At 47.7% G+C, this 26,019-nt stretch carries 29 protein-coding genes and 3 tRNA genes; 16 read left to right on the top strand and 16 right to left on the bottom strand.

Annotated elements, in window-relative coordinates; all coding sequences use genetic code 11:
• The first annotated feature begins 59 nt into the window (after positions 1 to 59).
• The 13 genes from ACXAG2_RS00375 (at position 60) to ACXAG2_RS00315 (ending at position 9,029) form a co-directional block, all read left to right on the top strand.
• Positions 60 to 752: a pirin family protein gene (locus ACXAG2_RS00375; protein ID WP_474863773.1), complete on the top strand. Its 693-nt coding sequence runs from the start codon at positions 60 to 62 to the stop codon at positions 750 to 752.
• Positions 753 to 866: 114 nt separating this feature from the next.
• Positions 867 to 1,511, top strand: a complete 645-nt coding sequence (uvrY, locus tag ACXAG2_RS00370; RefSeq protein WP_119501410.1) for a UvrY/SirA/GacA family response regulator transcription factor — start codon at positions 867 to 869, stop codon at positions 1,509 to 1,511.
• Positions 1,512 to 1,516: 5 nt separating this feature from the next.
• On the top strand, positions 1,517 to 3,334 hold the full coding sequence (gene uvrC, locus ACXAG2_RS00365; RefSeq protein ID WP_474863771.1) for an excinuclease ABC subunit UvrC: 1,818 nt from the start codon (positions 1,517 to 1,519) through the stop codon (positions 3,332 to 3,334).
• A gap of 74 nt (positions 3,335 to 3,408) precedes the next feature.
• Positions 3,409 to 3,981, top strand: a complete 573-nt coding sequence (gene pgsA, locus ACXAG2_RS00360; RefSeq protein WP_474863770.1) for a CDP-diacylglycerol--glycerol-3-phosphate 3-phosphatidyltransferase — start codon at positions 3,409 to 3,411, stop codon at positions 3,979 to 3,981.
• Positions 3,982 to 4,153: 172 nt separating this feature from the next.
• Positions 4,154 to 4,229 (top strand) — tRNA-Gly (locus ACXAG2_RS00355).
• Between the two features lie 4 nt (positions 4,230 to 4,233).
• Positions 4,234 to 4,307: transfer RNA gene (locus tag ACXAG2_RS00350), tRNA-Cys, on the top strand.
• Between the two features lie 54 nt (positions 4,308 to 4,361).
• Positions 4,362 to 4,448: transfer RNA gene (locus ACXAG2_RS00345), tRNA-Leu, on the top strand.
• Between the two features lie 153 nt (positions 4,449 to 4,601).
• Positions 4,602 to 5,435 carry a sulfurtransferase gene (locus ACXAG2_RS00340; RefSeq protein WP_474863768.1) on the top strand — a complete coding sequence of 278 codons (834 nt, stop codon included), beginning with the start codon at positions 4,602 to 4,604 and terminating at the stop codon, positions 5,433 to 5,435.
• Positions 5,432 to 6,166 carry a Sir2 family NAD+-dependent deacetylase gene (cobB, locus tag ACXAG2_RS00335; protein ID WP_474863767.1) on the top strand — a complete coding sequence of 245 codons (735 nt, stop codon included), beginning with the start codon at positions 5,432 to 5,434 and terminating at the stop codon, positions 6,164 to 6,166. Before ACXAG2_RS00340 ends, cobB begins: the two co-directional genes overlap by 4 nt.
• Positions 6,167 to 6,802 (top strand): LysE family translocator, encoded by a 636-nt coding sequence (locus tag ACXAG2_RS00330; protein ID WP_303574693.1) that lies wholly within the window; start codon positions 6,167 to 6,169, stop codon positions 6,800 to 6,802.
• Positions 6,803 to 6,863: 61 nt separating this feature from the next.
• Positions 6,864 to 7,613, top strand: coding sequence for a hypothetical protein (locus ACXAG2_RS00325; RefSeq protein WP_474863766.1), 750 nt, complete (start codon positions 6,864 to 6,866; stop codon positions 7,611 to 7,613).
• Entirely contained in the window at positions 7,606 to 8,391 is a 786-nt protein-coding gene (locus ACXAG2_RS00320) for a glucosaminidase domain-containing protein (protein ID WP_474844223.1), read from the top strand. Before ACXAG2_RS00325 ends, ACXAG2_RS00320 begins: the two co-directional genes overlap by 8 nt.
• A gap of 41 nt (positions 8,392 to 8,432) precedes the next feature.
• Positions 8,433 to 9,029, top strand: coding sequence for a DUF2987 domain-containing protein (locus ACXAG2_RS00315; RefSeq protein ID WP_474864427.1), 597 nt, complete (start codon positions 8,433 to 8,435; stop codon positions 9,027 to 9,029).
• A gap of 33 nt (positions 9,030 to 9,062) precedes the next feature.
• On the opposite strand, the gene rssA is transcribed toward ACXAG2_RS00315, so the two are convergent.
• The 12 genes from rssA to ccoN all read right to left on the bottom strand — a co-directional run bounded on the left by rssA (position 9,063) and on the right by ccoN (position 19,878).
• Entirely contained in the window at positions 9,063 to 9,998 is a 936-nt protein-coding gene (rssA, locus tag ACXAG2_RS00310) for a patatin-like phospholipase RssA (protein ID WP_474863765.1), read from the bottom strand.
• Positions 9,999 to 10,001: 3 nt separating this feature from the next.
• Complete coding sequence (ttcA, locus tag ACXAG2_RS00305; RefSeq protein ID WP_474863764.1) at positions 10,002 to 10,940, bottom strand: tRNA 2-thiocytidine(32) synthetase TtcA; 939 nt, start codon at positions 10,938 to 10,940, stop codon at positions 10,002 to 10,004.
• 91 nt (positions 10,941 to 11,031) lie between these two features.
• The gene (gene uspE, locus ACXAG2_RS00300) at positions 11,032 to 11,952 is read right to left on the bottom strand and encodes a universal stress protein UspE (protein ID WP_474863762.1); all 921 of its coding nucleotides are present in this window, start codon (positions 11,950 to 11,952) and stop codon (positions 11,032 to 11,034) included.
• 102 nt (positions 11,953 to 12,054) lie between these two features.
• Positions 12,055 to 12,792, bottom strand: a complete 738-nt coding sequence (fnr, locus tag ACXAG2_RS00295; protein WP_474863761.1) for a fumarate/nitrate reduction transcriptional regulator Fnr — start codon at positions 12,790 to 12,792, stop codon at positions 12,055 to 12,057.
• Between the two features lie 27 nt (positions 12,793 to 12,819).
• A complete protein-coding gene (locus tag ACXAG2_RS00290) occupies positions 12,820 to 13,488 on the bottom strand; it encodes a sulfite exporter TauE/SafE family protein (RefSeq protein WP_474863759.1) in 669 nt (222 codons plus the stop codon).
• On the bottom strand, positions 13,481 to 13,672 hold the full coding sequence (gene ccoS, locus ACXAG2_RS00285) for a cbb3-type cytochrome oxidase assembly protein CcoS (protein ID WP_119501397.1): 192 nt from the start codon (positions 13,670 to 13,672) through the stop codon (positions 13,481 to 13,483). The genes ACXAG2_RS00290 and ccoS overlap by 8 nt, the downstream gene beginning before the upstream one ends.
• Before the next feature lie 4 nt (positions 13,673 to 13,676).
• Positions 13,677 to 16,058, bottom strand: a complete 2,382-nt coding sequence (locus ACXAG2_RS00280; protein ID WP_474863757.1) for a heavy metal translocating P-type ATPase — start codon at positions 16,056 to 16,058, stop codon at positions 13,677 to 13,679.
• Positions 16,055 to 16,534, bottom strand: a complete 480-nt coding sequence (locus ACXAG2_RS00275; protein ID WP_474863755.1) for a FixH family protein — start codon at positions 16,532 to 16,534, stop codon at positions 16,055 to 16,057. Before ACXAG2_RS00275 ends, ACXAG2_RS00280 begins: the two co-directional genes overlap by 4 nt.
• 153 nt (positions 16,535 to 16,687) lie before the next feature.
• The gene (gene ccoP, locus ACXAG2_RS00270) at positions 16,688 to 17,647 is read right to left on the bottom strand and encodes a cytochrome-c oxidase, cbb3-type subunit III (protein ID WP_474863754.1); all 960 of its coding nucleotides are present in this window, start codon (positions 17,645 to 17,647) and stop codon (positions 16,688 to 16,690) included.
• Between the two features lie 4 nt (positions 17,648 to 17,651).
• Positions 17,652 to 17,825 carry a cbb3-type cytochrome oxidase subunit 3 gene (locus ACXAG2_RS00265; protein ID WP_119501393.1) on the bottom strand — a complete coding sequence of 58 codons (174 nt, stop codon included), beginning with the start codon at positions 17,823 to 17,825 and terminating at the stop codon, positions 17,652 to 17,654.
• A 1-nt stretch (position 17,826) separates the two neighbouring features.
• A complete protein-coding gene (ccoO, locus tag ACXAG2_RS00260; protein WP_303574681.1) occupies positions 17,827 to 18,432 on the bottom strand; it encodes a cytochrome-c oxidase, cbb3-type subunit II in 606 nt (201 codons plus the stop codon).
• A 12-nt stretch (positions 18,433 to 18,444) separates the two neighbouring features.
• Positions 18,445 to 19,878, bottom strand: a complete 1,434-nt coding sequence (ccoN, locus tag ACXAG2_RS00255; protein ID WP_474863752.1) for a cytochrome-c oxidase, cbb3-type subunit I — start codon at positions 19,876 to 19,878, stop codon at positions 18,445 to 18,447.
• A gap of 230 nt (positions 19,879 to 20,108) precedes the next feature.
• Between ccoN and ACXAG2_RS00250 the strand changes: the two genes are divergently transcribed.
• Complete coding sequence (locus tag ACXAG2_RS00250; protein WP_474844214.1) at positions 20,109 to 20,561, top strand: hypothetical protein; 453 nt, start codon at positions 20,109 to 20,111, stop codon at positions 20,559 to 20,561.
• A gap of 32 nt (positions 20,562 to 20,593) precedes the next feature.
• Here ACXAG2_RS00250 and bfr (ACXAG2_RS00245) read toward each other — a convergent pair whose 3' ends face one another.
• The 3 genes from bfr (ACXAG2_RS00245) to ACXAG2_RS00235 all read right to left on the bottom strand — a co-directional run bounded on the left by bfr (ACXAG2_RS00245) (position 20,594) and on the right by ACXAG2_RS00235 (position 23,244).
• Positions 20,594 to 21,061: a bacterioferritin gene (gene bfr, locus ACXAG2_RS00245; protein ID WP_119501390.1), complete on the bottom strand. Its 468-nt coding sequence runs from the start codon at positions 21,059 to 21,061 to the stop codon at positions 20,594 to 20,596.
• On the bottom strand, positions 21,061 to 21,537 hold the full coding sequence (gene bfr / locus ACXAG2_RS00240; RefSeq protein WP_303574677.1) for a bacterioferritin: 477 nt from the start codon (positions 21,535 to 21,537) through the stop codon (positions 21,061 to 21,063). The genes bfr (ACXAG2_RS00245) and bfr (ACXAG2_RS00240) overlap by 1 nt, the downstream gene beginning before the upstream one ends.
• Positions 21,538 to 21,666: 129 nt before the next feature.
• On the bottom strand, positions 21,667 to 23,244 hold the full coding sequence (locus ACXAG2_RS00235; protein ID WP_474863750.1) for a cation:proton antiporter domain-containing protein: 1,578 nt from the start codon (positions 23,242 to 23,244) through the stop codon (positions 21,667 to 21,669).
• Positions 23,245 to 23,491: 247 nt separating this feature from the next.
• Here ACXAG2_RS00235 and ACXAG2_RS00230 point away from each other — a divergent pair, with 247 nt between their 5' ends.
• A complete protein-coding gene (locus tag ACXAG2_RS00230) occupies positions 23,492 to 25,120 on the top strand; it encodes an FMN-binding glutamate synthase family protein (protein WP_474863748.1) in 1,629 nt (542 codons plus the stop codon).
• 65 nt (positions 25,121 to 25,185) lie between these two features.
• The gene (locus ACXAG2_RS00225) at positions 25,186 to 25,608 is read left to right on the top strand and encodes a universal stress protein (RefSeq protein ID WP_474863747.1); all 423 of its coding nucleotides are present in this window, start codon (positions 25,186 to 25,188) and stop codon (positions 25,606 to 25,608) included.
• Between the two features lie 20 nt (positions 25,609 to 25,628).
• Here the strand turns inward: ACXAG2_RS00225 and ACXAG2_RS00220 are convergent, their stop codons facing one another.
• Complete coding sequence (locus ACXAG2_RS00220) at positions 25,629 to 25,985, bottom strand: hypothetical protein (RefSeq protein ID WP_474863745.1); 357 nt, start codon at positions 25,983 to 25,985, stop codon at positions 25,629 to 25,631.
• Positions 25,986 to 26,019 lie beyond the last annotated feature (34 nt).

The following is a 26,019-nucleotide window of genomic DNA, read 5'->3' as shown; positions in this document are numbered from 1 at the left end:
GTATTAATCCCGGTTAACAGGACTACACTAGGCCTGTCCAATTTTTCCGGAGTATTAGTATGCGTTACATTCGCAGAGCAGATGCCAGAGGCAAAGCCGATTTTGGCTGGCTGCAATCAAAACATACCTTTTCCTTTGGCCGCTACTATGATGCTGAGCACATGGGAATTTCGGTACTCAGAGTCATAAATGACGATAACGTCGCGCCGGGACGTGGTTTCGATACGCATGGTCACCGCGATATGGAAATTATTTCTTATGTAACCCGTGGTGCGCTGGCACATAAAGACAGCACAGGGAACAGTGATACGATTCCGGCTGGAGACATTCAACGCATGTCTGCCGGTACAGGGATCCGGCATTCCGAATACAATGCGTCGCAAACTGACCCGGTACACTTTTTACAAATTTGGGTGCTGCCTTCAGAAACAGGTATCGCGCCGGGTTATGAACAGAAAACAATCGCTCAGGAAGGAGCGCTCACAGCTCTGGTGACACCGGATGGTGCTGACGGTACAGTAAAGGTACATCAGGACATGTCGTTACACCGCTTAATATTAAAAGAAGCTGAGGGCATTACATTGTCAACGGGCAGCCGGCTTGGCTATCTGCATCTGATGAAAGGTGACCTGACACTGGAAGGTGAAAAATTTTCAGCCGGCGACGGCATCGGCGTCTATCAGGACGACATGCTTAAACTCACTGCCGGGACTGACTCAGAAGCATTGTGGTTTGATTTACCACAGCTTTGATCGCCTTTCTGACGGCAGCATGTTCACAGCCGCAGATATCATGTTATTATGCCCGTGGTGGTAAACAGACCGCTAATCAAATCAATAATAACGATGATTCAGTGAGCAAAAAACGTGATTAAGATTATCCTGGCAGATGACCATGAACTGGTCAGAACAGGGATTCGACGTATTCTGGACGATGTATCCGACTTCAAAGTCGTAGCCGAGTCGAAAAACGGGGAAGACGCTGTTAAACATTGCAGAACTGATGCGCCCGACATTGTCCTGATGGACGTCAATATGCCCGGCATGGGCGGACTGGAAGCCACTAAAAAAATTGTACGAATGTCTGAGAATACGCGGGTGATTTGTTTGTCTATGCATACAGAACACCCCATTCCCACGCAGGTTATGCAACTTGGTGCATTCGGATTTTTAACCAAAGACGCTGATCCGGAAGAGATGATCCGGGCTATCTACAAGGTACATTCCGGTCAGAAGTATCTGCCTGCGGACATCGCTGAAAGTATTGCTATGCGGCGTATTACTCCGGAAAGCGACAACCCTTTCGATTCGCTTTCTACCCGTGAGCTGAATATTGCTATGCGTCTGACCAAAGGTCAGAAGGTACCTGAAATCGCCAGCGAACTTTGTATTAACCCGAAAACTGTTAACAGTTACCGCTACCGGATGTTTGAAAAGCTGGGGGTATCCACTGATGTGGAACTGACTCACCTGGCGCTACGACACAAACTCATCGATTCTAATTTGCTTTAATTTCAATGCCGGCATTTGATCACAACGCGTTTCTTAAAAACCTGACCAGTCAGCCCGGTGTCTACCGGATGTACAACGAGCAGGGCGATGTGATTTATGTCGGTAAAGCAAAGAATCTTAAAAACCGCGTATCCAGTTATTTCCGCAAAAACGTAGATAACGCTAAAACCCGTTCTCTGGTGGCGAACATTGCCTCAATGGACGTCACTGTGGTGAACAGTGAAACCGAAGCGTTTCTGCTGGAAAATAACTTCATTAAGAAGTACAAACCCCGTTATAACGTGGTCATGCGGGATGATAAGTCCTACCCGTTTATTTTCCTCTCTGCCCACGAGCATCCCAGGTTGTCTTTTCACCGGGGCCCGCAAAAAAAGAAAGGTGAATATTTCGGCCCTTATCCCAGTGCATGGGCTGTTCGCGAAAGCCTGCGTACCATGCAAAAGATTTTCCCGGTAAGACAGTGCGAAGACAGTTATTACCGTGCCCGCAGCCGTCCCTGCCTGCAATATCAAATGAAGCGTTGCAGCGCCCCTTGTGTGGAAGGCTATGTCAGTGATGAGGAATATCAGGAGCAGGTCCAGCTTGCGCGCTTATTTCTGAACGGGAAAAATCAGCAGGTCATCGGCACGCTGGTTGATAAAATGGAAAAGGCCAGTGAGCAACTGAATTTCGAAGCTGCTGCACGTTACCGTGACCAGATAAATGTACTGCGTAAAGTACAGGAACAGCAATGGGTGTCCGGTACACAGGATGAAATGGATGTTTTCGGCTTCGCAGTGCGGGGGAGTATGGCGTGCATTCAGGTTATGTTTATCCGCGACAGTCAGTTGCTGGGCTCGAAAGCCTATTTCCCTAAAGTGCCTGCATCTGCCAGTGAAGATGAAATCTTTGAGTCCTTCTTTCTGCAGTTTTATCTTTCAGGTAATAAAATTATTCCGAAACAAATTGTGTTGCCCCGCGCATTAACCGAAGAAGACAGTATTCTTGATGTGTTATGCGAAGAAGCAAAACGCAAAGTTAAGATATTTAAAGGTGCACGGGAAGAAAAGCGCCGGTATCTGAAACTGGCTCAAACCAATGCTGAAAATGCACTGGATGCCCAGTATAGTCAGCAGAAATCTGTGCATGCCAGATACCTGGACCTGGAAGATATTCTTGAACTTGATACGCCTGTACAGCGTATGGAATGTTTCGACATCAGTCATACATCCGGTCAGCAAACCGTGGCGTCCTGCGTAGTGTTTAACCGTGAAGGGCCTCATAAAAGCGATTACCGCCGGTACAATATCGAAGGTATAACGCCGGGTGACGATTACGCCGCGATGGCTCAGGCGCTGAGACGCCGCTATAAGAACGTTAAAGAAGTCAGTAAAATTCCTGACATCCTTTTCATTGATGGCGGTAAAGGGCAACTGGCACAGGCTGAGTCATTTTTTGAAGACTGGCCGGAAGATAAAAAGCCCATGCTTATTGGTGTGGCGAAAGGCACAACCCGGAAACCCGGACTGGAGACGCTTATCCTGGCCGGTTCTCATGAAACCATTCCTATGGAAAGTCACTCATCTGCGCTGCATCTTATCCAGCATATCAGGGATGAGTCTCACCGCTTCGCCATTACGGGGCACAGAAACCGCCGGCAAAAAGTTAAAACGACCTCCAGTCTTGAATCGATTCCCGGTATCGGAGCGAGGCGCAGACAAAGCCTGCTTAAATACATGGGCGGTTTGCAAGGTTTGAAAAAAGCCAGCAAAGACGAGATTGCAAACGTCCCCGGGATCAGTGCTGAGCTGGCGGAAACCATTTACGATCATCTGCATCTTTAAGCAGGTGAATAATCAGGGACGTGTTACCATGCTTACCTGTGTGATGTCATTGATGAAAATTGAGAAGTAATAATATGTGGACGGTACCAAATATCATCACGCTTTTTCGTGTTGTGCTTATTCCTGTATTCGTGGTGGTGTATTTTCTAGACTGGCGCTGGGCAAAAGAGGCCGGTGCATTTGTATTCTGGCTCGCAGCCATAACTGACTGGTTTGACGGTTATCTGGCAAGAAAGCTGAAACAGTCTACACCCTTCGGTGCTTTCCTTGACCCTGTGGCTGATAAACTCATTGTTGCAACGGCACTGATCATGATTACCCATACCTATGGTTCATTGTGGATCACGTTGCCGGCTATCGCTTTAATGGTGCGCGAAATTTATATTTCTGCGCTACGTGAATGGATGGCACAGCGGGGATACAGCGATACGGTGAAAGTCAGCTTTATCGGTAAAGCGAAAACCATGGCGCAGATGCTGGCATTAATCGGATTGTTATCAGGCCTCGAAACATTTATGGGCTTCCCCATTTATTGGGTAACACTGGGGCATATTTTGCTTTATATAGCGGCAGTTTTGTCTGTCTGGTCTATGCTTGTGTATACCGGCGCGGCCTGGAAGCATCTCTCCGGACATCATAAGCCATAAGGGTTGGCTGGATGTTGTGCAATACGAATAAAAAAAAGGCAAACAGACAGCAAATTAAGTATTTAGGTGTATTTTGATGGTTTTTGCTGTTGACAGTTTTGTCCGTGCAGGTAGAATGCACCCCACGTTTCAGAGAGCAGCAGCGAACTGAAACAGCGGCAGAAATGCTTATGCGGGAATAGCTCAGTTGGTAGAGCACGACCTTGCCAAGGTCGGGGTCGCGAGTTCGAATCTCGTTTCCCGCTCCAAATTGGCGGAATGGCAGAATGGCTATGCAGCGGATTGCAAATCCGTGGATCTCGGTTCGACTCCGGGTTCCGCCTCCATCATCGCATTAGCGATAGCAGGTCCCAACCTGTACCAGTCGAAAGACAACCCAGGCCCGGGTGGTGAAATTGGTAGACACAAGGGATTTAAAATCCCTCGCTGGTAACAGCGTGCCGGTTCAAGTCCGGCCCCGGGCACCATTTCTTAATGACTTCATTTTTTAGCAATCATCCTTAGCTTAAATCCCTAAATTTTCAAATTTGTGACGATAATTGGCTGTATTTTTAGGATGAATCTTCGTATAGTGATTGAATCGTGCAGTTTTATTTACAGCCGCTCTAAGCAGGGACGTAATGAATCGATTCTTAATCTCAGCCGGTACACTTCGGCAAAATCTTGATGAAAATGCCATTTGCGTACTCCGTGCCATTATGTCGGATCCTGTAAACGGTACTGCTGATATTACCGGTTCACAAATTATACCCGGCGCCCTTGATATTAAACTTGATGAAGAAGGCAGTGACCATTCAGGAGATTTGCCGCATACAAATCTTTCTTCTGATGCGCTGGCGGTATTACTGGGAAGCTTAGGCATTACTGAAAATAGTGATGTTGTGATTTATGATAATCGTGGCATGTTTACGGCACCAAGGCTTTGGTGGATGCTAAAAGCAGCCGGCCATGATAAAGTGACTGTATTAGACGGCGGCTGGCCAGCCTGGCAAGCAGCGGGCTATCCTGATTCCGGAGCGGCCCCGCAAAGCGGGAATGCACCTTACAATCCGTCTTCGCCTGCCCGCAAATGGTTTGTTAATGCTGAAGAAGTCAGCAACGCACTTTCACAAGATATCCAGATTATCGACGCCAGAAGCGAAGCCCGCTTTTATGGCGAAGTAGAAGAGCCCAGACAAGGACTACGTCGGGGTCACATGCCCGGCGCATTTAATTTGCCTTTTCAATGTGTATTAGACAACGGGCGTTTTAAGTCACCGGAAGCACTTAAACAGATTTTTGCAGACAAAGGGATCGACCTTGATAAACCAATCATCTGCAGTTGTGGCTCCGGTGTTACAGCATGTATTACCGGCATGGCCGCTCTTTTATGTGGTGCCACAGACGTATCCGTTTATGATGGCGCATGGGCAGAGTGGGGAGCTAATTCACACTTTCCTGTGGAGGTTAAATGATGAGCAATAAACCACGTGTCGTCGTGTTAACCGGGGCAGGTATTTCAGCGGAATCCGGTTTGAAGACATTCCGCGACAGCAATGGCTTATGGGAAAACCATAAAGTTGAGGATGTTGCGACACCTGAGGCGTTTGCTACAAATCCTGAACTGGTTTACCGCTTTTATAATGCACGGCGGGCACAATTGCAGGAACCCGGTGTGTTACCTAATGCTGCACACAGTGCACTGGCCAGACTTGAAAAGCAGCTTGGTAAAGACTTTCTGCTTGTAACCCAGAACGTGGACGACCTTCACGAGCGAGCCGGCAGTCAGCACATGATTCACATGCACGGAAAGTTACTCTCAGCCCGTTGTACTGGTTCCGGCCAGTCTCACTCCTGGGATGATTCTTTTGATGATCAAACCCCTTGCCCGTGTTGCACACCTTCTGCAGGTCTTCGTCCTGACATTGTGTGGTTTGGTGAGATGCCGCTGCAAATGGATGATATAATCCTGGCTTTGACTAAAGCGGATTTGTTTATCTCAGTGGGGACATCAGGTCAGGTTTATCCGGCAGCCGGCTTTGTGCAGGTTGCGAAGGACAGCGGAGCCAGAACTGTGGAGCTGAATCTTCAACCCAGTGATCGCTGCGACATGTTCGATGAGTCTTACCACGGCCCGGCGTCTAAAGTTGTTCCTAACTTTGTCGACAGTCTGCTTGAAGAGTTATCACTGACCGCCACGTTGTAAATGTCGCCGTATTTCGATGAATTTATTACTATCGCTCTGGTACACCTGCTGGCAGTAGCCAGCCCGGGACCTGATTTTGCTGTAGTGGTGCGTAACAGTGTTGCTTATGGTCGCAGGACAGCCATGTTTACCAGTGTGGGGATTGGCGTGGCAATTCTGGTTCATGTGGCTTACTCACTGGTCGGGATTAGCGTACTTCTGAAAACCACACCCTGGCTTTATACCGCGTTTACCTATATTGCCGCAGCCTACCTGTTATATCTCGCCTCGGGAGCGCTAAGAAGCGGCCCAGCACAGACAAACAATGAAGCAGGTGCTGAAATCGCCGCTAAACAGCCGGCTATCAGTGCTAAAAAAGCGTTCATTCAGGGGTTTCTTACCAATGGCCTTAACCCTAAGGCCACTTTATTTTTCCTGTCACTGTTCACTGTCATCATTGACTCACAAACGCCTTCAGATATCCGGTTAATGTACGGGCTTTACCTGTCGTTCGCGACGGGGGCGTGGTTTTGTCTGCTTTCCTATTTGCTCAGCACCAGTCGTGTTGCAGGTGCTATCCGGTCAAAAGGCTACTGGCTCGACCGGGCCATGGGCGTTTTACTCATCGGGCTGGCTGTGAAGTTAGTCTTAGCGTAGTAGGCAATCTGGCCCATTGGGGTATAATCGCCACAACTTATTGAATTAAAGAAATATCTGAGTGCCTGATATGCAACCTGACAACAAAAAAGCCTTGTACAATGACCGTTTTAACCTGTTGAACGGCAAAGGGTTATTTGATTTCAGAAAACTGGCCTCCACATCAGTAAACCTGCTGAAGAGTAACTTCTGGCCGATTTTTCAGGCGTGCGCGCTTATCATACTGGTCGTATTTGCGTTTGCCATGGTGATCTCCGGTATTTATCCCATAGAGCAACTTACTGCGATGCCCGCTGAACAACAGGGAATTCTTGATATCGCGATGATCCTGATTGTTGCGCCTTTGTCCGCCGGGTTGTCACTGATGGGAGTTAATATCGCCAGGGGGAACAGAATTAAAACCAGTGATGTATTTCGTTATTTATCCTGGGTTTTGCCGCTGGCTCTGGCACAGCTGCTGGTCACAATTCTGGTACAAATAGGGCTGACTGTCCTCATCCTGCCCGGTTTGTACCTCTTCGTAGCCACCACATTTACCTTACCTCTGATTGCAGATAAGAAGCTGGGGGTATTGCAGGCCATCATCACATCCTGCAAAGCAGTGAATCAATTTATACTATCGTTTATTGTTCTTTTTGTTATTTTTCTCGTACTGTTCCTGTTAAGCATTTTTACATTCGGGTTAGCCTTTTTAGTGATTATGCCGCTATATTTTGTGGTGACTGGTATGCTGTATACCACACTGTTTGATATTGCGGAAAATCATCAGGTTAACGAATCAGCGGGACAGGAGTCGACGTTCGATGCATAAAAGAGAAACCATGAAAATTGTACTGATCACAGTTGCCGTGTTACTGGTAATTGTTATCAATGCCTGGATCATGTCCTCACGGGAGCCGGATATTCTGGACATACCGGTGACAGAACAGGCAAGAAAGCCGGTACCGGACTTCAAAGAGATTGAAAATGTGCAGGAAAAAAAGGAAGCATTCTTCTCGTATCTGAAGCCTGAAGTCGAGAAGCAAAACGAATATCTTTTATCTCTGCGACATTATATTCAAACATTGCAGCGACAGTTATCATTAGGTGAAACGTTAAGTGAAGACGACACCAACCGCATAGCGTGGCTGGTCAATGAGTACAAAGTGGACGAAGGCGCAGATTTAACAGAACAACTTCAGGTACTGATGCGGCGGGTAGATATTCTGCCTGTATCTCTGGTTCTTGCTCAGGCAGCAAATGAATCTGCATGGGGAACCAGCCGCTTTGCTACTGAAGGATATAACTTCTTCGGACTATGGTGTTTCAGAAAAGGATGCGGTTTTGTCCCGTCACGGCGAAGTGACGGACTCGATCATGAAGTGGCCAGGTTCCCGAATCTGTCGAAAGCCACTTATACCTATATGCGAAACATAAACCGCCACTATGCCTACAAAGAACTGCGCGATATTCGAAATACACTGCGCAGCAATCAGCTTCCTGTTACCGGCGTTGCGCTGGCTGAAGGACTGATGAATTACTCGGAACGCGGGGTCGCTTATGTTGAGGAATTACAGGCGATGATCCGTTATAACAAGGATTATATGTAGTGAAAAAGGTTTTACTGGCAGCAAGCTTTCTTTGTCTTAACATGTTTCAGGTGTCGGCTGAAACCATACAGGTGGAGTACAGCCGTTTCTATAGTCATGTTAAAAAGCTCGATGGTGAAGATACTCAAGCTCTGCAGTTTGCATTTGGTTTTGTGCGTGTAGGGGAAGGTTATCTGTGTGGTATTAACGATGCGAAAATCATCACAGAAAAACAGGTGATGCCACTCACTGTTTCGCCGGAAAGCCGCTTCACCGTCCCTGATGACAAGATCCTGAAAATGGCAGAAGCAGTGGTTGAAATTGATTTGGCGGAAGCAGCGAACCTGTGTGATATGTCCGTTCAGCTCGAGACGAAGCCGGCTTATCTTTCTAAAACCTACACGAAAGAAGAACTGGTATTTCTGCTCGGGCAATACAAATCATTCTTCAATGCTATGGGCAGTTTTTTGTCATTCATGATGCCTACTGTAGACGGGCTGAATATACAGTTTGCCGATGATAACATCAGTATGCCTCTTAAAGATGCGCCTTCAATCAATATGGGCATCGTGACGTTGCCTGCTGACTGGATAGAACAAAGTAAAGGCCTGACTTTGCCGGATGTGCCGATGAGGATAACGGCAAAAGCCGTGCGCTGAGCCGGTAAGCAGAAAAAGCAAAGGAACCGCTTCCTATGAAGCGGTGCCGATTGTCGTATTTTCTTCGATATTATCTTCAATGACTAACTGATATTTAATTTCTTCCGCCAGCCGGTTTACTGTTTTTTCCCCTTCCAGACATAATTCACCTGCACGGTGAAACTCCATCAGTCCTACATCTGAAAGATGAGGCTCTATCAGTACGTCAGGCGGATCTCCGGCCAGTCTGGAGCGGGTCACGCGGGCTTGCAGTATTTCCAGAGAACTGCTCATGACACTCAGGATCCCAGGCGGTTCTGGTTTGTCGGACCTGGATTCCGGTGAAAACCACTGCCTGACAATATTTGAACCTTTAGAGAAAAAGTCGTCGGTTTTTTTCTGGATTTTTTCATGTTCTGCGGCTGGTCTTTCCAGGCGCTGAGGCTTGAAATCAGCGTTGAGATTCACCGCAATCACAAAATCTGCGCCCAGATGACGGCAAAGGTTTACAGGTACAGGATTGACGACAGCACCATCCACCAGCCACCGGCCATTATATTCAACCGGACTGAACAGGGCAGGAATTGCGCAGGATGCCTGAATACAATTATCAACGGGCCCCTGGTTGAACATGACTTCGCGGCCGGAGTATAAATCCGTGGCAACCACAGCAAAGGGTTTATTCATCTCTTCAAAAGACGGGGCGCAAAATTCTTCCGCCAGTTTGGTAAACACTTTTTGTCCGCTGGCAATGCCACCTTTGCGGATGCCAACACCCATTAAAGACAGGATTTGCCATTCTGTTAACGAGCAAGCCCACTCTTTGAGGGGCTCAAGCTTACCACTTGCATAGGCTGCGCCCACATAAGCACCTATCGAGCAACCCGCAACCACATCTATCTTAACGCCCAGCCGTTCAAGTGCTTCAATGATGCCAATATGTGTCCAGCCCCTTGCAGCGCCGGCACCGAGTGCGAGTCCGATTTTCATGGTTTATTCCGTCAGATTAACAATTTGAACAGGGAATTGTGCATCATCACTGACCGCACTGGTAAAATCCGGCTTGTCGAAGGCTGTATCACCGTCTTCTACCGGTGCGCCTGTGGCCTTGATCCCTTTAAAATCAAACAAATTGCCATCAGCGAGGTGTGATGGGGCAACGTTCTGAATTGCACGGAACATAGACTCAATGCGACCCGGAAAACGCTTATTCCAGTCCTGCAGCATCATTTTAATATTCTGTCTTTGCAGATTTTCCTGAGAACCGCAAAGATTACAGGGGATGATCGGGAACTCAGTGGCGTCAGCGTATTTCTGAATGTCTTTCTCACTGCAATAAGCCAGCGGGCGAATAACAATGTGTTCACCATTATCACTTACCAGTTTGGGGGGCATGGCTTTTAGCTTTCCGCCATGGAACATGTTCAGAAACAATGTTTCCAGCATATCATCACGATGATGACCGAGGGCTATTTTGGTTGCGCCGAGTTCCTTTGCAGTACGGTACAGGATCCCGCGTCTTAATCTTGAACACAGTGAACAGGTGGTTTTCCCTTCAGGGATTTTATCTTTAACAATGGAATAGGTATCTTCTTCTACAATTTTGTAGTCAATACCCAGAGAATTCAGGTATTCAGGTAACACATGCTCCGGAAAGCCGGGCTGCTTCTGGTCGAGGTTAACCGCGACGATATCGAAATTGACCGGTGCAATTTTGCGTAAAAATAGCAGGATATCCAGCAAGGTATAGCTGTCTTTTCCGCCGGATAAGCACACCATGACCTTGTCGCCGTCTTCAATCATATTGAAGTCTTCGATGGCTTTGCCAACATGTCTGCGAAGTCTTTTCTGCAACTTGTTAAAGTTGTATTTTTGTTTACTTTGCGCACTGTGACTGGCGTTGTCAGATGGCGTAGATGTTACTTGATTCATGGCACTTCAGAATTGGCTGGAAAGATAAAAGTACCATTATACAAAAGCAGACGGAATGCTGCTACACAAGCAGCATTCCGTTATCGCGCATTTACTTAACCGGAGACGTAAAGCCGTCAGGTTTAACCGCAAGCACATCGCAATTCAGGTTATCAATAACATGCTCTGCTGTATTGCCCAAAAAGGCGGCTGATATGCCTGTACGTCCCACGGTACCGATGACGACGAGTTCTGCATCCAGCTGTTCAGTCACTTTCGGAATGGCTATATCAGGTAATCCCTCAACAACATGGCAATTTGCTACGCCGATCCCAAATTTAGCGCTGTGGTTTTCCATTTCCTGAACATGATGATTGCGCACAGCATTATGATACGTCTCAGGATTGAAATCGGGGATCTCAATGGCGATATTCAGTGGGGCAGAAGGATAGGCATTAACCAGATGTACCTGACCGCTCAGTAACTCTGCATAATCCTTTGCGATACCGGTCAACTTGTCATTCAGTTGTGCATGTTCTTTGTCTTCTGTACCCACATTGACTGCCGCAACAATATTACCGTGTTCAGGCCAGGCATGGGCTTTGACAAGTAAAACCGGAGCCGGACATTTTCTTAGTAAGTGCCAGTCTGTTGGTGTAAAGAGCACTGATGCAAAATCATCGTGTTTGCGGGTAGCTTTAACGACCAGGTCAACCTGACGGTTAATGGTGTAGCGGGTAATGGCTTCGTAACGTTTATCACTCCACTCAACAGCAACCTTTACATCATAATCATCGTAGCGGGTCAGATTTTTTTCTGCCCAGGCAATACGGTCTTTGGTTACCGCATCACGCACGGCTTCACGCTCACTGCGGGTGAGCATTGTTGTCATGGCATAAGAAAAGTCGTATACAACAAGCAGTGCGTGTACTTCTGCACCGGTTTTACGGGCAATTTCGATGGCTCTTGAAAGGGCAGGTTGTTCAGGGTTGTCGGCCTGAACGACGGCGAGAATACGTTTGCAGGTGATCATGGCGTCTCTCCTTATTGATGAAGACAATAATACTGCCTTCATCTTTAGTATAAGACTTACAGCAGGAGAGACCTTGTTTCAGATCAATATTTCAACGGGATCTTAATCCACGCAAAGAGTAGGAATGTCCATAGAGTGCAGCTTTTTATCCATAGCCGCAAAATCCAGAACAGTAATGAGCTTCCCGTCTACTTTGATAATGCCTTCTTTCTGGAAGCGGGTCAGTAAGCGGCTGATCGTTTCTACCGTTAAACCGAGATAATTACCGATTTCGTTGCGGGTCATACTCAGATTGAACTGACGGTGAGAAAAACCCCGTTCTTCAAACCGACCGGACAGATGGGCGATAAAATAAATCAGACGTTCTTCTGCCGTCCGTTTATTCAGCAGCATCATCATTTCGTGATCCTGCTTAATTTCAGCACTCATAAAACGCATGATCTGATGGCGCAATTTTGGGAATTGCTCAGACATTTTTTCAAGGGTGGAATAGGGAAGCTCACACACCATGGCAGTTTCCAGCGCCTGAGTATAACTCTGGTGAGTGTCGTCACGTAAACCGTCAAAACCGATAATATCGCCAGGGAAGTGGAAACTGATAATTTGCTCTTCACCTTCTTTATCGGTGACAAAAGACTTAAATGAACCTGCCCGCACGGCGTACAGAGAGGTAAATTTATCGCCGGCTTCTACCAGGGTGTCGTGTTTATGCAAAGGTTTTTTGCGTTCAATGATGTCATCCAGTGACTCAATCTCAGTTTTGTTGAGGGCCACAGGCAGACACAGATGGCTGAAACTGCAACTCTGGCAGTGTATAGAAAAATCCGAACGTTTTTGCATGCTCACTTCCCGCTGTTTGCGATAATTCTAATGTATAGTACTTAAAGCCTGCCACAACAGCAAAAATGCGTACAACAGCAAACTCAAAGCAATGATTTGACGAACTACGGGTTGTCTGAAACCTGAGGAAAGCCAGTCTGCACCTGCCCGGACAGCCAGCAACGCCGGTAGCGTTCCTAAACCAAAACCGGCCATGATTACAGCACCGGATATTGCCGTCCCTGAAGCCAGTGCCCACGTCAGGGTGGAATAAACCAGTCCACAGGGCAACCATCCCCAAATCATACCATAGGGAAAGGCGCTAATAGGAGACCTGAAAGGTAAAAACCGTTTCGACAGCGGCTGAATTCTCTGCCAGAGTTTACTGCCGAGGGCTTCAACAGCGGTCAGGCCACGCCACCAGTTACCCAGATAACAGGCCATGGCAATCAGCATGATGCCACTGAATACAGCGAGTACGGGGCCGGTCACCGGTACAGCATCTTTTGCTATCTGCCCGATACCGCCGGTTACAGCGCCGGCAAGTATATAGCTGAATATACGACCAAAGTTATAGCTAAGCGCATAGGGTAAAGGGGATGAGCCTGCCGGCGTGGCGGCAGACAGTGCCAGCGATACGCCGCCGCACATTCCCACACAATGAACGCCTCCGCCCAGCCCGACCAGCAAGGCAGAAAAAAACGACAGATCACTCATTGAGTTTTTTTCGTTCTTCGGCCAGCTTTTTTTCTTCAGGAGATAAATCATCATCGAAAAGAATACTGTAGCCCTGGCGATCCAGGTCTTCAAACTGGTTCGATTTTACTGCCCAAAAAAATACGCCGATGGCAATGGCCACAATAATCACAGCAAGGGGAATAAGGACGTAAATTATACTCATAGCGTTACTTTAACAGTCTCGTCGAATTAGTTACTACCAGAATACTACTCAGGCTCATACCAATCACCGCCATCCACGGCGTCAGGATGCCGGATACTGCAAACGGCAGGATAACCAGATTGTAGCCTACGGCCCATCCCATATTCTGCCTGACTGTCGCTTTTACTCTTCTGGCCATCAGAGTAAGGTGTCCGAGTACAGCCAGCTTATCATTTAATAAAATCACATCTGCGGCACTTTTTGCGATATCCGTGGCATTACCCACTGCAATGCTAACATCAGCCGCTGCCATCACCGGCGCGTCGTTAATACCATCACCCAGCATCATGACATGACGGCCCTGCCGCTGAAGGGCTGTCACGGCGTTTAATTTATCTTCAGGGCTGTTCCCGCCTGTGGCTTTGTCTACAGGTAAATTCTTTGCAATGTCGTCAACATTTTGCTGAATATCGCCACTCAGAATTATCCGCTCCAGTTGCGCCAGTTTGCTCAGGCTGTCTGCGGCATCCGCTTTAATTTTATCTGCTACACGAAAGGCGGCAACGGGCACACCGTTTTCGGTAAGAAACACGTTAGCGGGAAAAGGCGACAGGCCGGCATCAACACCGGTGAAAGAAGCCGAACCGGCTTTATAACTGCGGCCATTGCATTGCGCGCTGATACCCATTCCGGCCACAACGTCAACTTGACTCAGAATTAATCCCTGATTGTAATCAGAAACAAAGGCAGCGGCAACCGGATGTTCTGAACGGGACTCTATTGCCCCCATCAAAGCACGGATTGCATTTTCCCGTGCCGGCTCAGCAAACCAGCTGTTTATCTGAGCAAACTTTCCTTCGGTCAGTGTTCCGGTTTTATCCAGCACCAGGGTATCTACGTGGTTGATTTGCTCCAGTGCATCGGCTCTTTTCAATAAAATGCCATGCCGGTTAAGGTTTGCCATTGCGCAGGTGAGGGCAGATGGCGTAGCCAGCCCCAGCGCACAGGGGCAGGTTGCTACCAGTACTGCAATGCTGATCCAAAAGGCATTATCATTACCCTGCCAGTGCCAGTAAGCCCATGAAGATGCAGCCGTAATCAGTACTACGGCGACAAAATAACTGGAAAAACGGTCAGCCATAAGAGCGACCCGGGGCTTCACAGCCATAGCGGTGGATTGCAGACGGATGATCTGATTTACCAGCGCAAATTTTAACGCCCTGGTGACCGTTATCGTTATTACGCCGGTACGGTTTACCGTACCCCCGAACACCGTATCGCCGGTTTGTTTACGCACCGGATTAAACTCGCCGGTAAGCATCGATTCATCGGTTTCACTGGCACCGTCAGTCACAATACCGTCTACGGGAATGGTCTCTCCGGCTTTGACCACGACAGCATCGCCGGTTTTGAGCGATTTCGCCAGTACCTGTGTTACGGTGTTATCCGCAGCCACCTGATTAGCGGTTACCGGAATATACTGCAACATATTCGCTGAGATCTGCGCGGCGCGGTGCCTGCTCCGGTGTTCCAGAAAACGACTCAGTAAAAGCAGGAAAATAAACATGCAAACTGATTCAAAATACACTTCGCCGCGACCGGTAACCGTTGCAAACAGACCGGACAGCCAGGTGCCCAACACTGCAATACTCACCGGTACATCCATATTCACGGTACTAGCCGACAAAGCCTTAAGCGCGCCAACGTAAAACGTACTCCCGGAATACAGCACCACCGGTGTGGTCAGAACCAGCGCTATCCAGTGAAAATAAGACCGTGTCTGTGCATCCATTGCATCGAACAAATCAAAATACAGGGCCGCCGCCAGCATCATTACCTGCATGGTCATCAGACCTGCGAGGCCGAGTTTTTTCAAAAAGCGCTTATCTTCCGCTTTGTATGAAGCTTCATGCTGGTCCGGTTGAAACGGCAGCGCCGGGTAACCAATACGCCGTAGCGTAGCCATGATGCTGCTGAGCGATACTGCCTCAGGTTTCCATATAACCACTGCGCGTCGCTGTGCTACATTCACCGCAATCTGGCTGACACCGGTGATCCGCGACAATTGCTTTTCAATCAGCCAGCCGCAGGCCGCACAGGTTATGCCTTCAAGAGTTAGCTCAATATGCTTGTTATTACCGTTATCAACGACGAACTCTTCCTGTAAGGCAGGCTCGTCATAGACAGACAGTTTATCCAGTGTTTCGCTTAATGCTGCATCACCTTTAGAGGCCGGTTCAGTGCGGAAGCGGTAATAGTCTTCCAGTCCGTTCCCGGTGATGGCCTGAGCCACGGCCTGACAGCCCGGACAGCAAAAATGGCGTTCCTGCCCAAGCACAAATGCAGTAAACGGCTTACCGGGTATATTAGGCTCGCCACAGTGGTAACAAGAAGAGTCGTCGCTCACGGGCTAAACTTAATGATACCGGAGGCCGGTAATTGGAGTGTATTCTGGATTTTCCATTCTTCATCCAGCGGTGTGAGTGAAACGCGCCATTTACCCGACAAAACGGTATCCGTTGTGCCGCGGTACACGCCACCGGCATCGCGGGTAAGTAATAATTCGGTATCCAGTGATTCCAGGGTTACGTGGAAAAAGGTCAGTTTCAGTGCGGCACCGGATTGGGGAATACCGGAATGAAACTTCAGCGCGACGCGGCTTCCTTCAATGGTGAGATCGGTGGTGATATTCAGCTTTTTCGCCCGTTCGACTTTGTCCAGACGCACATTGATGGCTTTCCCTTCTTTGTAATAGTCGTCAATGACCAGACTGTCTTCACCGGAAGTGGCAAAATGGATGAGAAAACCACTCATAATGACGGTCAGCACAGGTACCGTGATCAGGAACCAGGGCCAGAATTGTTTATACCAGGGCGTCTGCATATCACCACTTATTTAACTGCGCACATCTGAAGGTGCAAGATTACAGGAAATAAAACTTACTATGATGATTTCCATCAAGTTCTGTTTGTATTTTCACACAAAAAAGCCCTGAAAACAGGGCTTTTTGAATGACAGCAGTGTAATTAACCGGGGTCAGTTAGACAGGCTGTACACGTAGGCGGCGACAACGTGAATTTTGTCATCACCCAGGGTTTTCTTGAATGAAGGCATCACGCCATTACGGCCGTAAGTCAGCGTTTCAGTGACCGATTGTTCAGAAGAACCGTACAACCAGATATTGTCCGTCAGATTCGGCGCACCAAGTAACTGGTTACCTTTACCGTCCATGCCGTGACAGGCAGCACACACCATAAAGCGGGCTTTTCCGTCATCAATCAGCGCAGTCATTTCAGGCTCCTGTTCCCGGCCACTCAAACTGAGTACATAGGCAACCGTCTCTTTGATACCTTGCTCACCCATGGAAGCAATCCATGCAGGCATAGCGGCCTGACGACCCAGTGTAAGGGTTTCAACAATTTTTGCGCCGCTGCCTCCGTAAAGCCAGTCGTCGTCGGTGAGGTTAGGGAAGCCCACATTGGCGCCTCTTGCATCAGAACCGTGACACTGGGAACAGTTTTGTAAAAACAAACGTTGTCCTACTTTTACTGCTTCAGGATCATTGGCCAGTTCTTCAACCGGTACTGCCGCGTATTTTTCGAAAATCGGGTCATATAATTCCGCTGCCTGATCCAGCTCACGGTCGTACTTAACCAGTAATCCGTTCTCTTTCGCATCAGCACGGGCCTGAGCAGATTCTTCCAGTGACTGGATGTTCTGGTTCGAACTTTTCCAGCCAAGGAAACCCTGCCATGCACCTAATCCCGGGAACAAAGCGAGATACACAAAGCCCCAGACGATACAAACGTAAAATAAAATAGTCCACCAGCGGGGTAACTGGTTATTAATTTCTTCGATACCATCGAAGACATGCCCCATACCTTCACCTTCAGCTACGCCTGTTTTGTTGGCTAAAGTCCAACGTAACAAGACGAAGCAGCCGATTATGGTACCCAGCGTAATTACTGAGATCCAAATTGTCCAAAACGTGCTCATGAGTTCAAGACTCCTGCTTATTCTTTTGAGATTTCTCTTTCACTTCGTCGGCAAAGGGCAGGTTAGCCGCTTCATCGAACCGCTTTTTATTGCGACCGCTGAACGCCCACCAGACCACACCAATGAAGCAAACAAACACTACGACAGTAAAAATGCTGCCCGCTATTCCCTGATCCATATCAGTTCAGATATGTGCCGAGGGATTGAAGGTAAGCAATCAGGGCCTGCATTTCTGTTTTACCCTTTACTGCCGCCTGTGCACCGGCGATATCATCATCGGTGTAAGGCACACCAAAGCCGCGGAACACTTCCATTTTCTTCGCGGTATCTTCACCGCTGAGCGTATTCTCTGCCAGCCACGGGAAACCGGGCATATTAGACTCCGGTACCACGTTGCGGGGATTAATCAGGTGAACACGGTGCCATTCGTCACTGTAGCGGCCACCAACACGCGCCAGGTCAGGACCGGTGCGTTTTGAACCCCACAGGAAGGGATGCTCCCATACCGACTCACCGGCTACTGAATAGTGGCCGTAACGTTCTGTTTCAGCACGGAACGGACGAATCATCTGGCTGTGACAGCCAACACATCCTTCACGGATGTAGATATCGCGGCCTTCCAGTTGCAGTGCTGTATAAGGTTTTAATCCTTTTACCGGCTCAAGTACCTGCTGCTGGAACATCAACGGCAAAATTTGAACCAGGGCTCCCAGGCTGATGGCAATCAAAATGAGCACAGTCATCAGGCCAATGTTTTTCTCAATTATTTCATGTGGATTCTTCACAACAACGACTCCTTATGCTGCCTGTGCGGCGGGTTCAGCTGCAATGCTGCCCTTGGGCGCACGTACAGTTTTCCAAGTGTTGTAGGCCATCACCAGCATGCCGGCAACCACAAACACACCACCGATAAAGCGCACCACATAGAAAGGTTTGGAGGCTTCCAGTGACTCAACGAAGCTGTAGGTCAGCGTTCCGTCGGCGTTCACTGCACGCCACATGAGACCTTGCAGTACACCGGACATCCACATGGCAACGATGTAAAGCACCACACCAATAGTCGCCAGCCAGAAGTGCACGTTCACCAGTTTAGTGGAGTACATTGCACGTTGCCCGAACAACACAGGAATAAGGTGATATACAGAGCCGATGGACACCATGGCTACCCAGCCCAGTGCGCCTGAGTGAACGTGACCGATAGTCCAGTCGGTGTAGTGTGACAAAGCATTAACTGTTTTGATCGCCATCATCGGGCCTTCAAAGGTCGACATGCCGTAGAAAGACAATGAAACAATCAGGAAGCGCAACACCGGGTCGGTACGCAGTTTGTGCCATGCACCTGACAATGTCATGATCCCGTTGATCATACCGCCCCAGGAGGGAACGAACAGGATAACCGACATCACCATACCCAGAGACTGCGTCCAGTCCGGCAGCGCTGTAAAATGAAGGTGGTGAGGACCGGCCCAGATGTAAAGCGAAATCAGCGCCCAGAAATGAACAATTGACAGGCGATATGAATATACCGGACGGCCAGCCTGTTTTGGCACGAAGTAGTACATCATGCCAAGGAAACCCGCTGTCAGGAAAAAGCCAACCGCATTGTGTCCATACCACCACTGCATCATGGCATCCACCGCACCTGCATACAGTGAATAAGATTTCGTGAAGGAAACCGGAATCGCCATACTGTTACCGATGTGCAGCACTGCTACAGTAAGCATAAACGCGCCGAGGAACCAGTTTGCTACATAAATATGCGATACCTTCCGAATGATGATGGTACCGAAAAAGTTAATGATGTACGCAATCCAGACCAGCGCAATAAGGATATCGATAGGCCATTCAAGTTCAGCGTACTCTTTACTGGCGGTAATGCCAAAGGGCAAAGTTGCAACAGCAAGAACGATAACGGCCTGCCAGCCCCAGAAGGTAAAAGCAGCAAGTTTGTCGCTGAATAAACGTACCTGACTAGTACGCTGAACAATATAATAAGACGTTGCAAACAGTGCACATCCGCCGAAAGCGAAAATGACTGCGTTGGTGTGTAACGGTCTTAATCGGGAAAACGTCAGCCAGGGTGTATCGAAGTTAAGTGCAGGAGCAAACAATTGCGCAGCAATAAATACTCCCAGCCCCATGCCGATAATACCCCAGACAATTGTCATGATGGTAAATTGCCTGACTACTTTATAGTTGTAATCAGGTTGTGCTTGGCTTATTTCACTCATTTGATTGATATTCCACTTCAATGGTAAATGGGTTTCCAACTGCCGGATTCCGGTTTTGCGCAAGTTGCAGGCTTAACGCTTGACCTTTTTAATTCTGTTGTAATTATAGACAGGTCAGCTGGTACGCGGATAATAAGATTTTTATTTACAAAAAGATACCATAAACTAGTCGGGGTTGATCTCCGTCAAAGGTAGTAATAAACCGTCGCTATTTACAGTATAATTTTCACATGAAAACAACAAAAAAAGCGCAAAAATTCATTATTCCCACACTCATTCTGATCCTGGCGCTGGGTGTGTATCTTTCAAAGCAACAGGTAACAACAACTGACACAGATAACGGTTTAGGCAATCCGTGTACATTTGTCAATTTGACCTGTGAAATTGGCCATGAACAAAATAAGGTTTCTGCCACATTTGAAAGTATACCGGAGGCAGAAGAATCGATAACAGTTAACTTTTCTTTACCCTTTTCTCAACAAATTGAGAGTGTTTGGATTGAAGGGGTAAACATGTATATGGGCAAGGTGCCGGTGCTGGCTGAACGGATAAAAGAAGGTAGCTGGTCCGGATGGTTTATGCTGGGTAGTTGTTCTGAGCCACAGATGCGCTGGAAAATGTTGATCCATGTAAAAGATAAACCGGACCCCTACGTGATGTTCTTCGAAACAAAAATGCCCTGAACAGGTCAGGGCATTTATCGAAACAATCCGGCTTACATCTGCGAGTGCATGTAAAGCTGCAGACCCAGGCGCTTAATCAGGCCCAGTTGCTGTTCCAGCCAGTGAGCGTGATCTACTTCCGTGTCGTCAAGTAATTCAACCAGGATATCACGGGTAACGTAGTCATTTTCCTGTTCACACAAAGCGATAACTTCTTTCAATTTCGCATCGACTTCGTATTCAACGCGTAAGTCACTTTCCAGCATTGATGGTACGTCGTGACCAACCTTATAGCCGGTACGGGTAACCATGTCAGGCGTGCCTTCTAAAAACAGCATGCGTTCAATCAGTTTTGTGGCATGGCCTTTTTCGTCATCAAACTCATGGTTGATGCGCTCGTAAAGCTTGTTCAGGCCCCAGTCCAGATACATCTGAGAGTGAATGAAATACTGATCCATTGCTGCCAGTTCATAAGACAGCAGCTCATTCAGCGCGTCATTGATTTTCGCGTTACCTTTCATTAGTCATCTCCCTCAATCTGTTTTAGCAGGTACGTTTCAAGACCCATTGCATCAATCTGATATTCCTGGGTTTCAATCCAGTCGAGATGCTCTTCTTCGTACTCCAGAATATCTTCCAGCAGGTCACGGGAAACATAATCCTGCTTTTCTTCGCATAGCTTGATGGCGTCTTTCAGCAGAGGAATTTGTTCCAGCTGAAAACGACTGTCGCACTTGAGCATCTCTACGGTGTCTTCACCGATATACAGCTTGCCCAGTGCCTGCAGATTCGGAAGTCCTTCTAAAAACAATACGCGCCCGATGATAGCATCGGCCTGTTTCATATCTTTGATGGACTTCTTGTAGTTCTTTTCGTTGAGCTCGCCGAAGCCCCAGTTTTTAAACATCCGTGCATGCAGAAAATACTGATTGATGGACGTCAGTTCACTGGTCAATACTTCGTTGAGTTTCGCGATGACTTGTTTATCGCCTTTCATAACGGTATTCCTTAAATTAACTGCACACAGTATATGGCAAACTTTGCGTTAAATCAAAAAAATTCTTTATAAATCAATGATATGCAAATGATAATAATTTCCATGTCGTCCTGTGTTCTTATTAGTCCTCTATTTAGCAGATGAATCATTAACATAAGCCAATGATTCTTCGGCAAAACCCAGGCCTGCCTCGGTAAAAAAGTTAAATACCTTGTCTACACCTTTACTTAATAAGGTTTCCACCTCATCTTCATAGCGGGCGATGGCAGCGATTTTACCGGTGTATCCCGAGAACTGAAGCTGTCGGGTAATATTCACCGCGTCCTCAATAGAGGGTAAAGCAAGCAGGATCAGTTTTACGTTGGAGGTATCGAGGTTTTCCCACAAGTCCACGTCTTCACCGTCTCCGCAGATAACATTGAGTCCTTCCTGTTGCAGGCGGTTAATTTTAACTCTGTCGGCATCCATTCCCCATACAGCAGAGTCGGCCAGTTTATGCAGAGAGTTAAATGCACCCAGACCTACACGGCCCATACCGATAACAAGGAACTCAGCATTGGTGACTACCGGATAAATATCTTCTTTGAGGCGGACAGGACTTTCGAATTTCTGAATGCCGTTTTTGATACGCAGGTACCGGCCGTGACTGTTCCGGTACATGATACTGGTGATTACAAATGAAATAGAAACGGCCAGCGCAATAATGACCAGCCAGCTTTCGCTCAGCATTCCCAGACTTACTGCTAATGCGGCGACTATGAGGCCGAATTCACTGTAATTCCCCAGCACCAGTGAAGTGAGATAGCTGGTTCTCGCCCTTAAGCGCAGCCAGGTGAATAAACCAAAGAAAAGCGCGGCTTTAACGGCAAGGAATACACACAAAATAAGTGCAGCCATGATCATATTGAAATCCGGCAGGGCCGTGAGGCCGATAGACAGAAAGAAGCCGATGAGAAACAAATCCTTAAAAGCCAGCAATGATTTGGACAACTCTGTGGCTTTGGGGTGTTTAGCCAGAATGATTCCGGTGAGCAGGGCGCCGAGATCCCCTTTAATATTAACCAGGTCAAACAGGTGGTATCCGCCCAGCGCAAGCACAAACCCGGTAAGTGGCAGTAACTCGCCGTGACCTGATTTATCGATAATACGGTTAAGCAGCGGCAACAGCGGGAATACAGCCAGCAAGCCCAGCGCATAAACAGACGGCAGTTTACCCGTTGCAGCGACAAGGAACACCACAGCAAACACATCCTGCATAACCAGTATGCCGATGGCCAGTTTTCCGTGGCGGGTTTTGCTCTCTCCGCTTTCTTCCAGGACTTTTATAACACAAACGGTACTGCTGAAACTTAACGCAAAGGCAATCAGTAGAGCTGATTCAAAAGATATGTCACCAAACCAGAAAGCAGCGACAGCAGCCAGTATATAGAGCGCTCCGGCAACGATACCAACCCAGATAAGTGTATGGGCGATACTGCCGGCCCAGACTTCACGTTTGCTGAGATCGCGGACATTAAGCTTCAGGCCGATGGTAAACAACATGATGGTGATCCCGAGATCTGCAATATGTTGCAGCTCGCCGGTCATTTGTTGTCCCGCTGCATTCAGCGCGAAACCGGCAACCAGATATCCTACCAGAGGTGGTATGCCTATCATTTTCACTGAGAGTCCACATACGAAAGCAAAGAGAAGAAATGTATATTCCATGAAACCCGCTGATCTATTCCGGTTTAAAAAAGCCTGATAAAAGGATGCGATAACAGCATCATTTTGTAAATCTTTGATTGCGCTTATTTATCTGTTCTGCCTCAACGATAACGATGGTTCTTTACGGTAAGATGGCGGCATAAAATAAATACCCTGTGAGCGAAAAAATGCCTTTCTTTTCATGATCTTTGTTATGGTCTTGCGCTTAAAAGCGTAATACGGCGCAGTTATTACCGGAACAGGCACTATGCACAAACGAATTATTGTAAGTTTAACCCTTATCTTTTTGATTAATGCCGCTCTGGCAGTGATCTGGCATTATCTCTTGTGGTTGCTTCCTCTCACCGGACTTTGTCTTCTCATTGCACTTTATGATCTGACGCAGAATCACCATTCAATTTTGCGGAATTTTCCTTTTATCGGCAGAGGCCGCTGGCTGGTAGAAGGCTTACGTCCTTTCATCCAGCAATATCTGCTTGAGTCTGAAACTGACGGTAAGCCCATCAGTCGCATGCATCGCTCAATTGTGTATCAGCGCGCAAAAAATGCTACAGACAGTTCACCATTCGGTACTCAGCTGGACACCTATGAAAATGGGTATGAATGGATTGGACATTCTCTTTCAGCAATGGAAATTGATGAAATGGAAGAGGATCCCAGAGTAGTAATCGGCTCTTCAGCCTGTAAACAGCCCTATGCATCCAGTGTGCTGAATATTTCAGCCATGAGTTTTGGCGCACTCAGTGCTAACGCTGTACAGGCGCTGAATAAAGGTGCGGCCAAAGGTGGTTTCAGCCACAATACAGGTGAGGGCGGTCTGACACCGTACCATCTGGACAATGGTGGCGATGTGGTATGGCAAATCGGTACAGGATATTTTGGTTGCCGTAATGATGACGGTACCTTTAATGCGAAATTATTTGAAGAGAAAGCCCGTCACCCGAATGTGAAAATGATAGAAATAAAACTGTCTCAGGGGGCTAAGCCGGGCCACGGCGGTATTTTGCCTGCACATAAGAACACACCGGAAATTGCCCGAGTCAGAGGTGTTGAACCCGGCACTCAGGTGGACTCGCCGCCAAGACATACCGCATTCTCAACGCCTCTTGAAATGATGCATTTTATCCGCGATTTACGGGATATGTCAGAGGGGAAGCCGGTGGGTTTTAAACTGTCACTGGGACGAAAGAGCGAGTTTATCGCTATTTGTAAGGCTATGGTGGAAACCGGTATATGTCCGGATTTTATCACCGTAGACGGCGGTGAAGGAGGAACGGGTGCAGCGCCGCTGGAATATGCCAACTCTATCGGCTTTCCGCTGCGTGAAGCTCTGGCATTTGTGGATGACTGTCTCACCGGATTTGATTTAAGACGGGAAATTAAACTCATTGCCTCAGGGAAAATAATTACTGCATTTGATTTGGTCAAAAACCTGAGCCTGGGAGCAGATTTATGTAACAGTGCCCGGGGAATGATGTTGTCTCTGGGTTGTGTGCAAAGTTTGTCCTGTAATACAAATAAGTGTCCTACCGGCGTAGCCACCCAGGATCCGAAACTGGCAAGAGGGCTGGTTGTTGAAGACAAATACGAGCGCGTGTACCGCTTTCATAAAAAGACGGTTACTGCTTTTATGGATATTCTGTCTTCCACCGGCCATCAGTCTCATTCATCGTTGAACCGCACGCATATTTTCCGCAGGGTTAACCAGACACAGGTAATGCGCTACGACGAGATTTTTCCGCTGGTAAAACGGGGCAGTTTTTTAACGGATAAAATTGCTGATGCATTCAAACTGCATGTGGCAGAAGCCAGCCCTATGAGTTTTATGCCTGTGAGTCATCTGGCAAAAATAGAAGAAGACACCAAAGCGGTTTAAATTTGATGCGTATCAAGATTGTTGTCTGACTATGCTCTATAGTGAAAGAAAAACCGGAGACATTTATGGCTGCTTACGACTCAATACTTGTTGCTATCGATATTTATTCTGATTATGAAGGCGTGGTTCACCGGGCTATGCAACTGGCGGGTAATAACGTGAAGCTGAACCTGCTTTATGTTGTCTATCCCCAAACCAGTATCGAGCCTTACGGGCTGTTTCTCGAAAGTGATTTTTCTGATGAGATCTGCCAGCAGGCAAGAGAGAAACTTGAAGGGATCGCGCACCGGCATAACATTCCGGTTTCTCACACTCATGTGGTTGTGGGGGCTGCAGCCGATGAAATTCATGCCGCAGCGGAGAAACTGGGAAGTGACTTAATTGTCATCGGTACCCACGGGCGCAGTGGCATGCGGTTACTGTTGGGATCCACAGCGAATGCGGTGTTGCACGGCGTGAAAACAGACGTGCTGGCCGTGAAAGTTTAACGTCAGGACACCGGGCGGTGTCACATTGACGCCGCCTTCTTTCCTTCTTCCAACTGGCTGTTAACCAGTTCTGTAACTGTGCTTTCAATAAGCTTAAGATGGGAGTGATGCACTTTCGCCTGCTTTTTGTTTTCATTAGACACTGTCTCAAACAAGACATCATCGTCTTCACTCGACACTTTCACCAGTACGTCATTATCGTCACCGTTCACCGGCACTACAACGTAGAGCGGTTCATTATGGGATTCAATGTACGTGAATGCCTCTTCAGCAGAATGGAAGGGTGACTTTTTCTCAGGTTGAAGCTTCCAGTGTGACGACTGGGTAACGACTTCAGCAAGCAACTTAGCGTGTTTTTCTTTGATTTCCGATGACATAGTAATAGCTCCTGTTTGCAGTTACTCTTGCTAC

Source organism: Alteromonas sp. ABH4_456, assembly GCF_056160645.1.
Note: the sequence above shows the minus strand (reverse complement) of the source record. Positions and strands in the feature narration are given on the sequence as shown.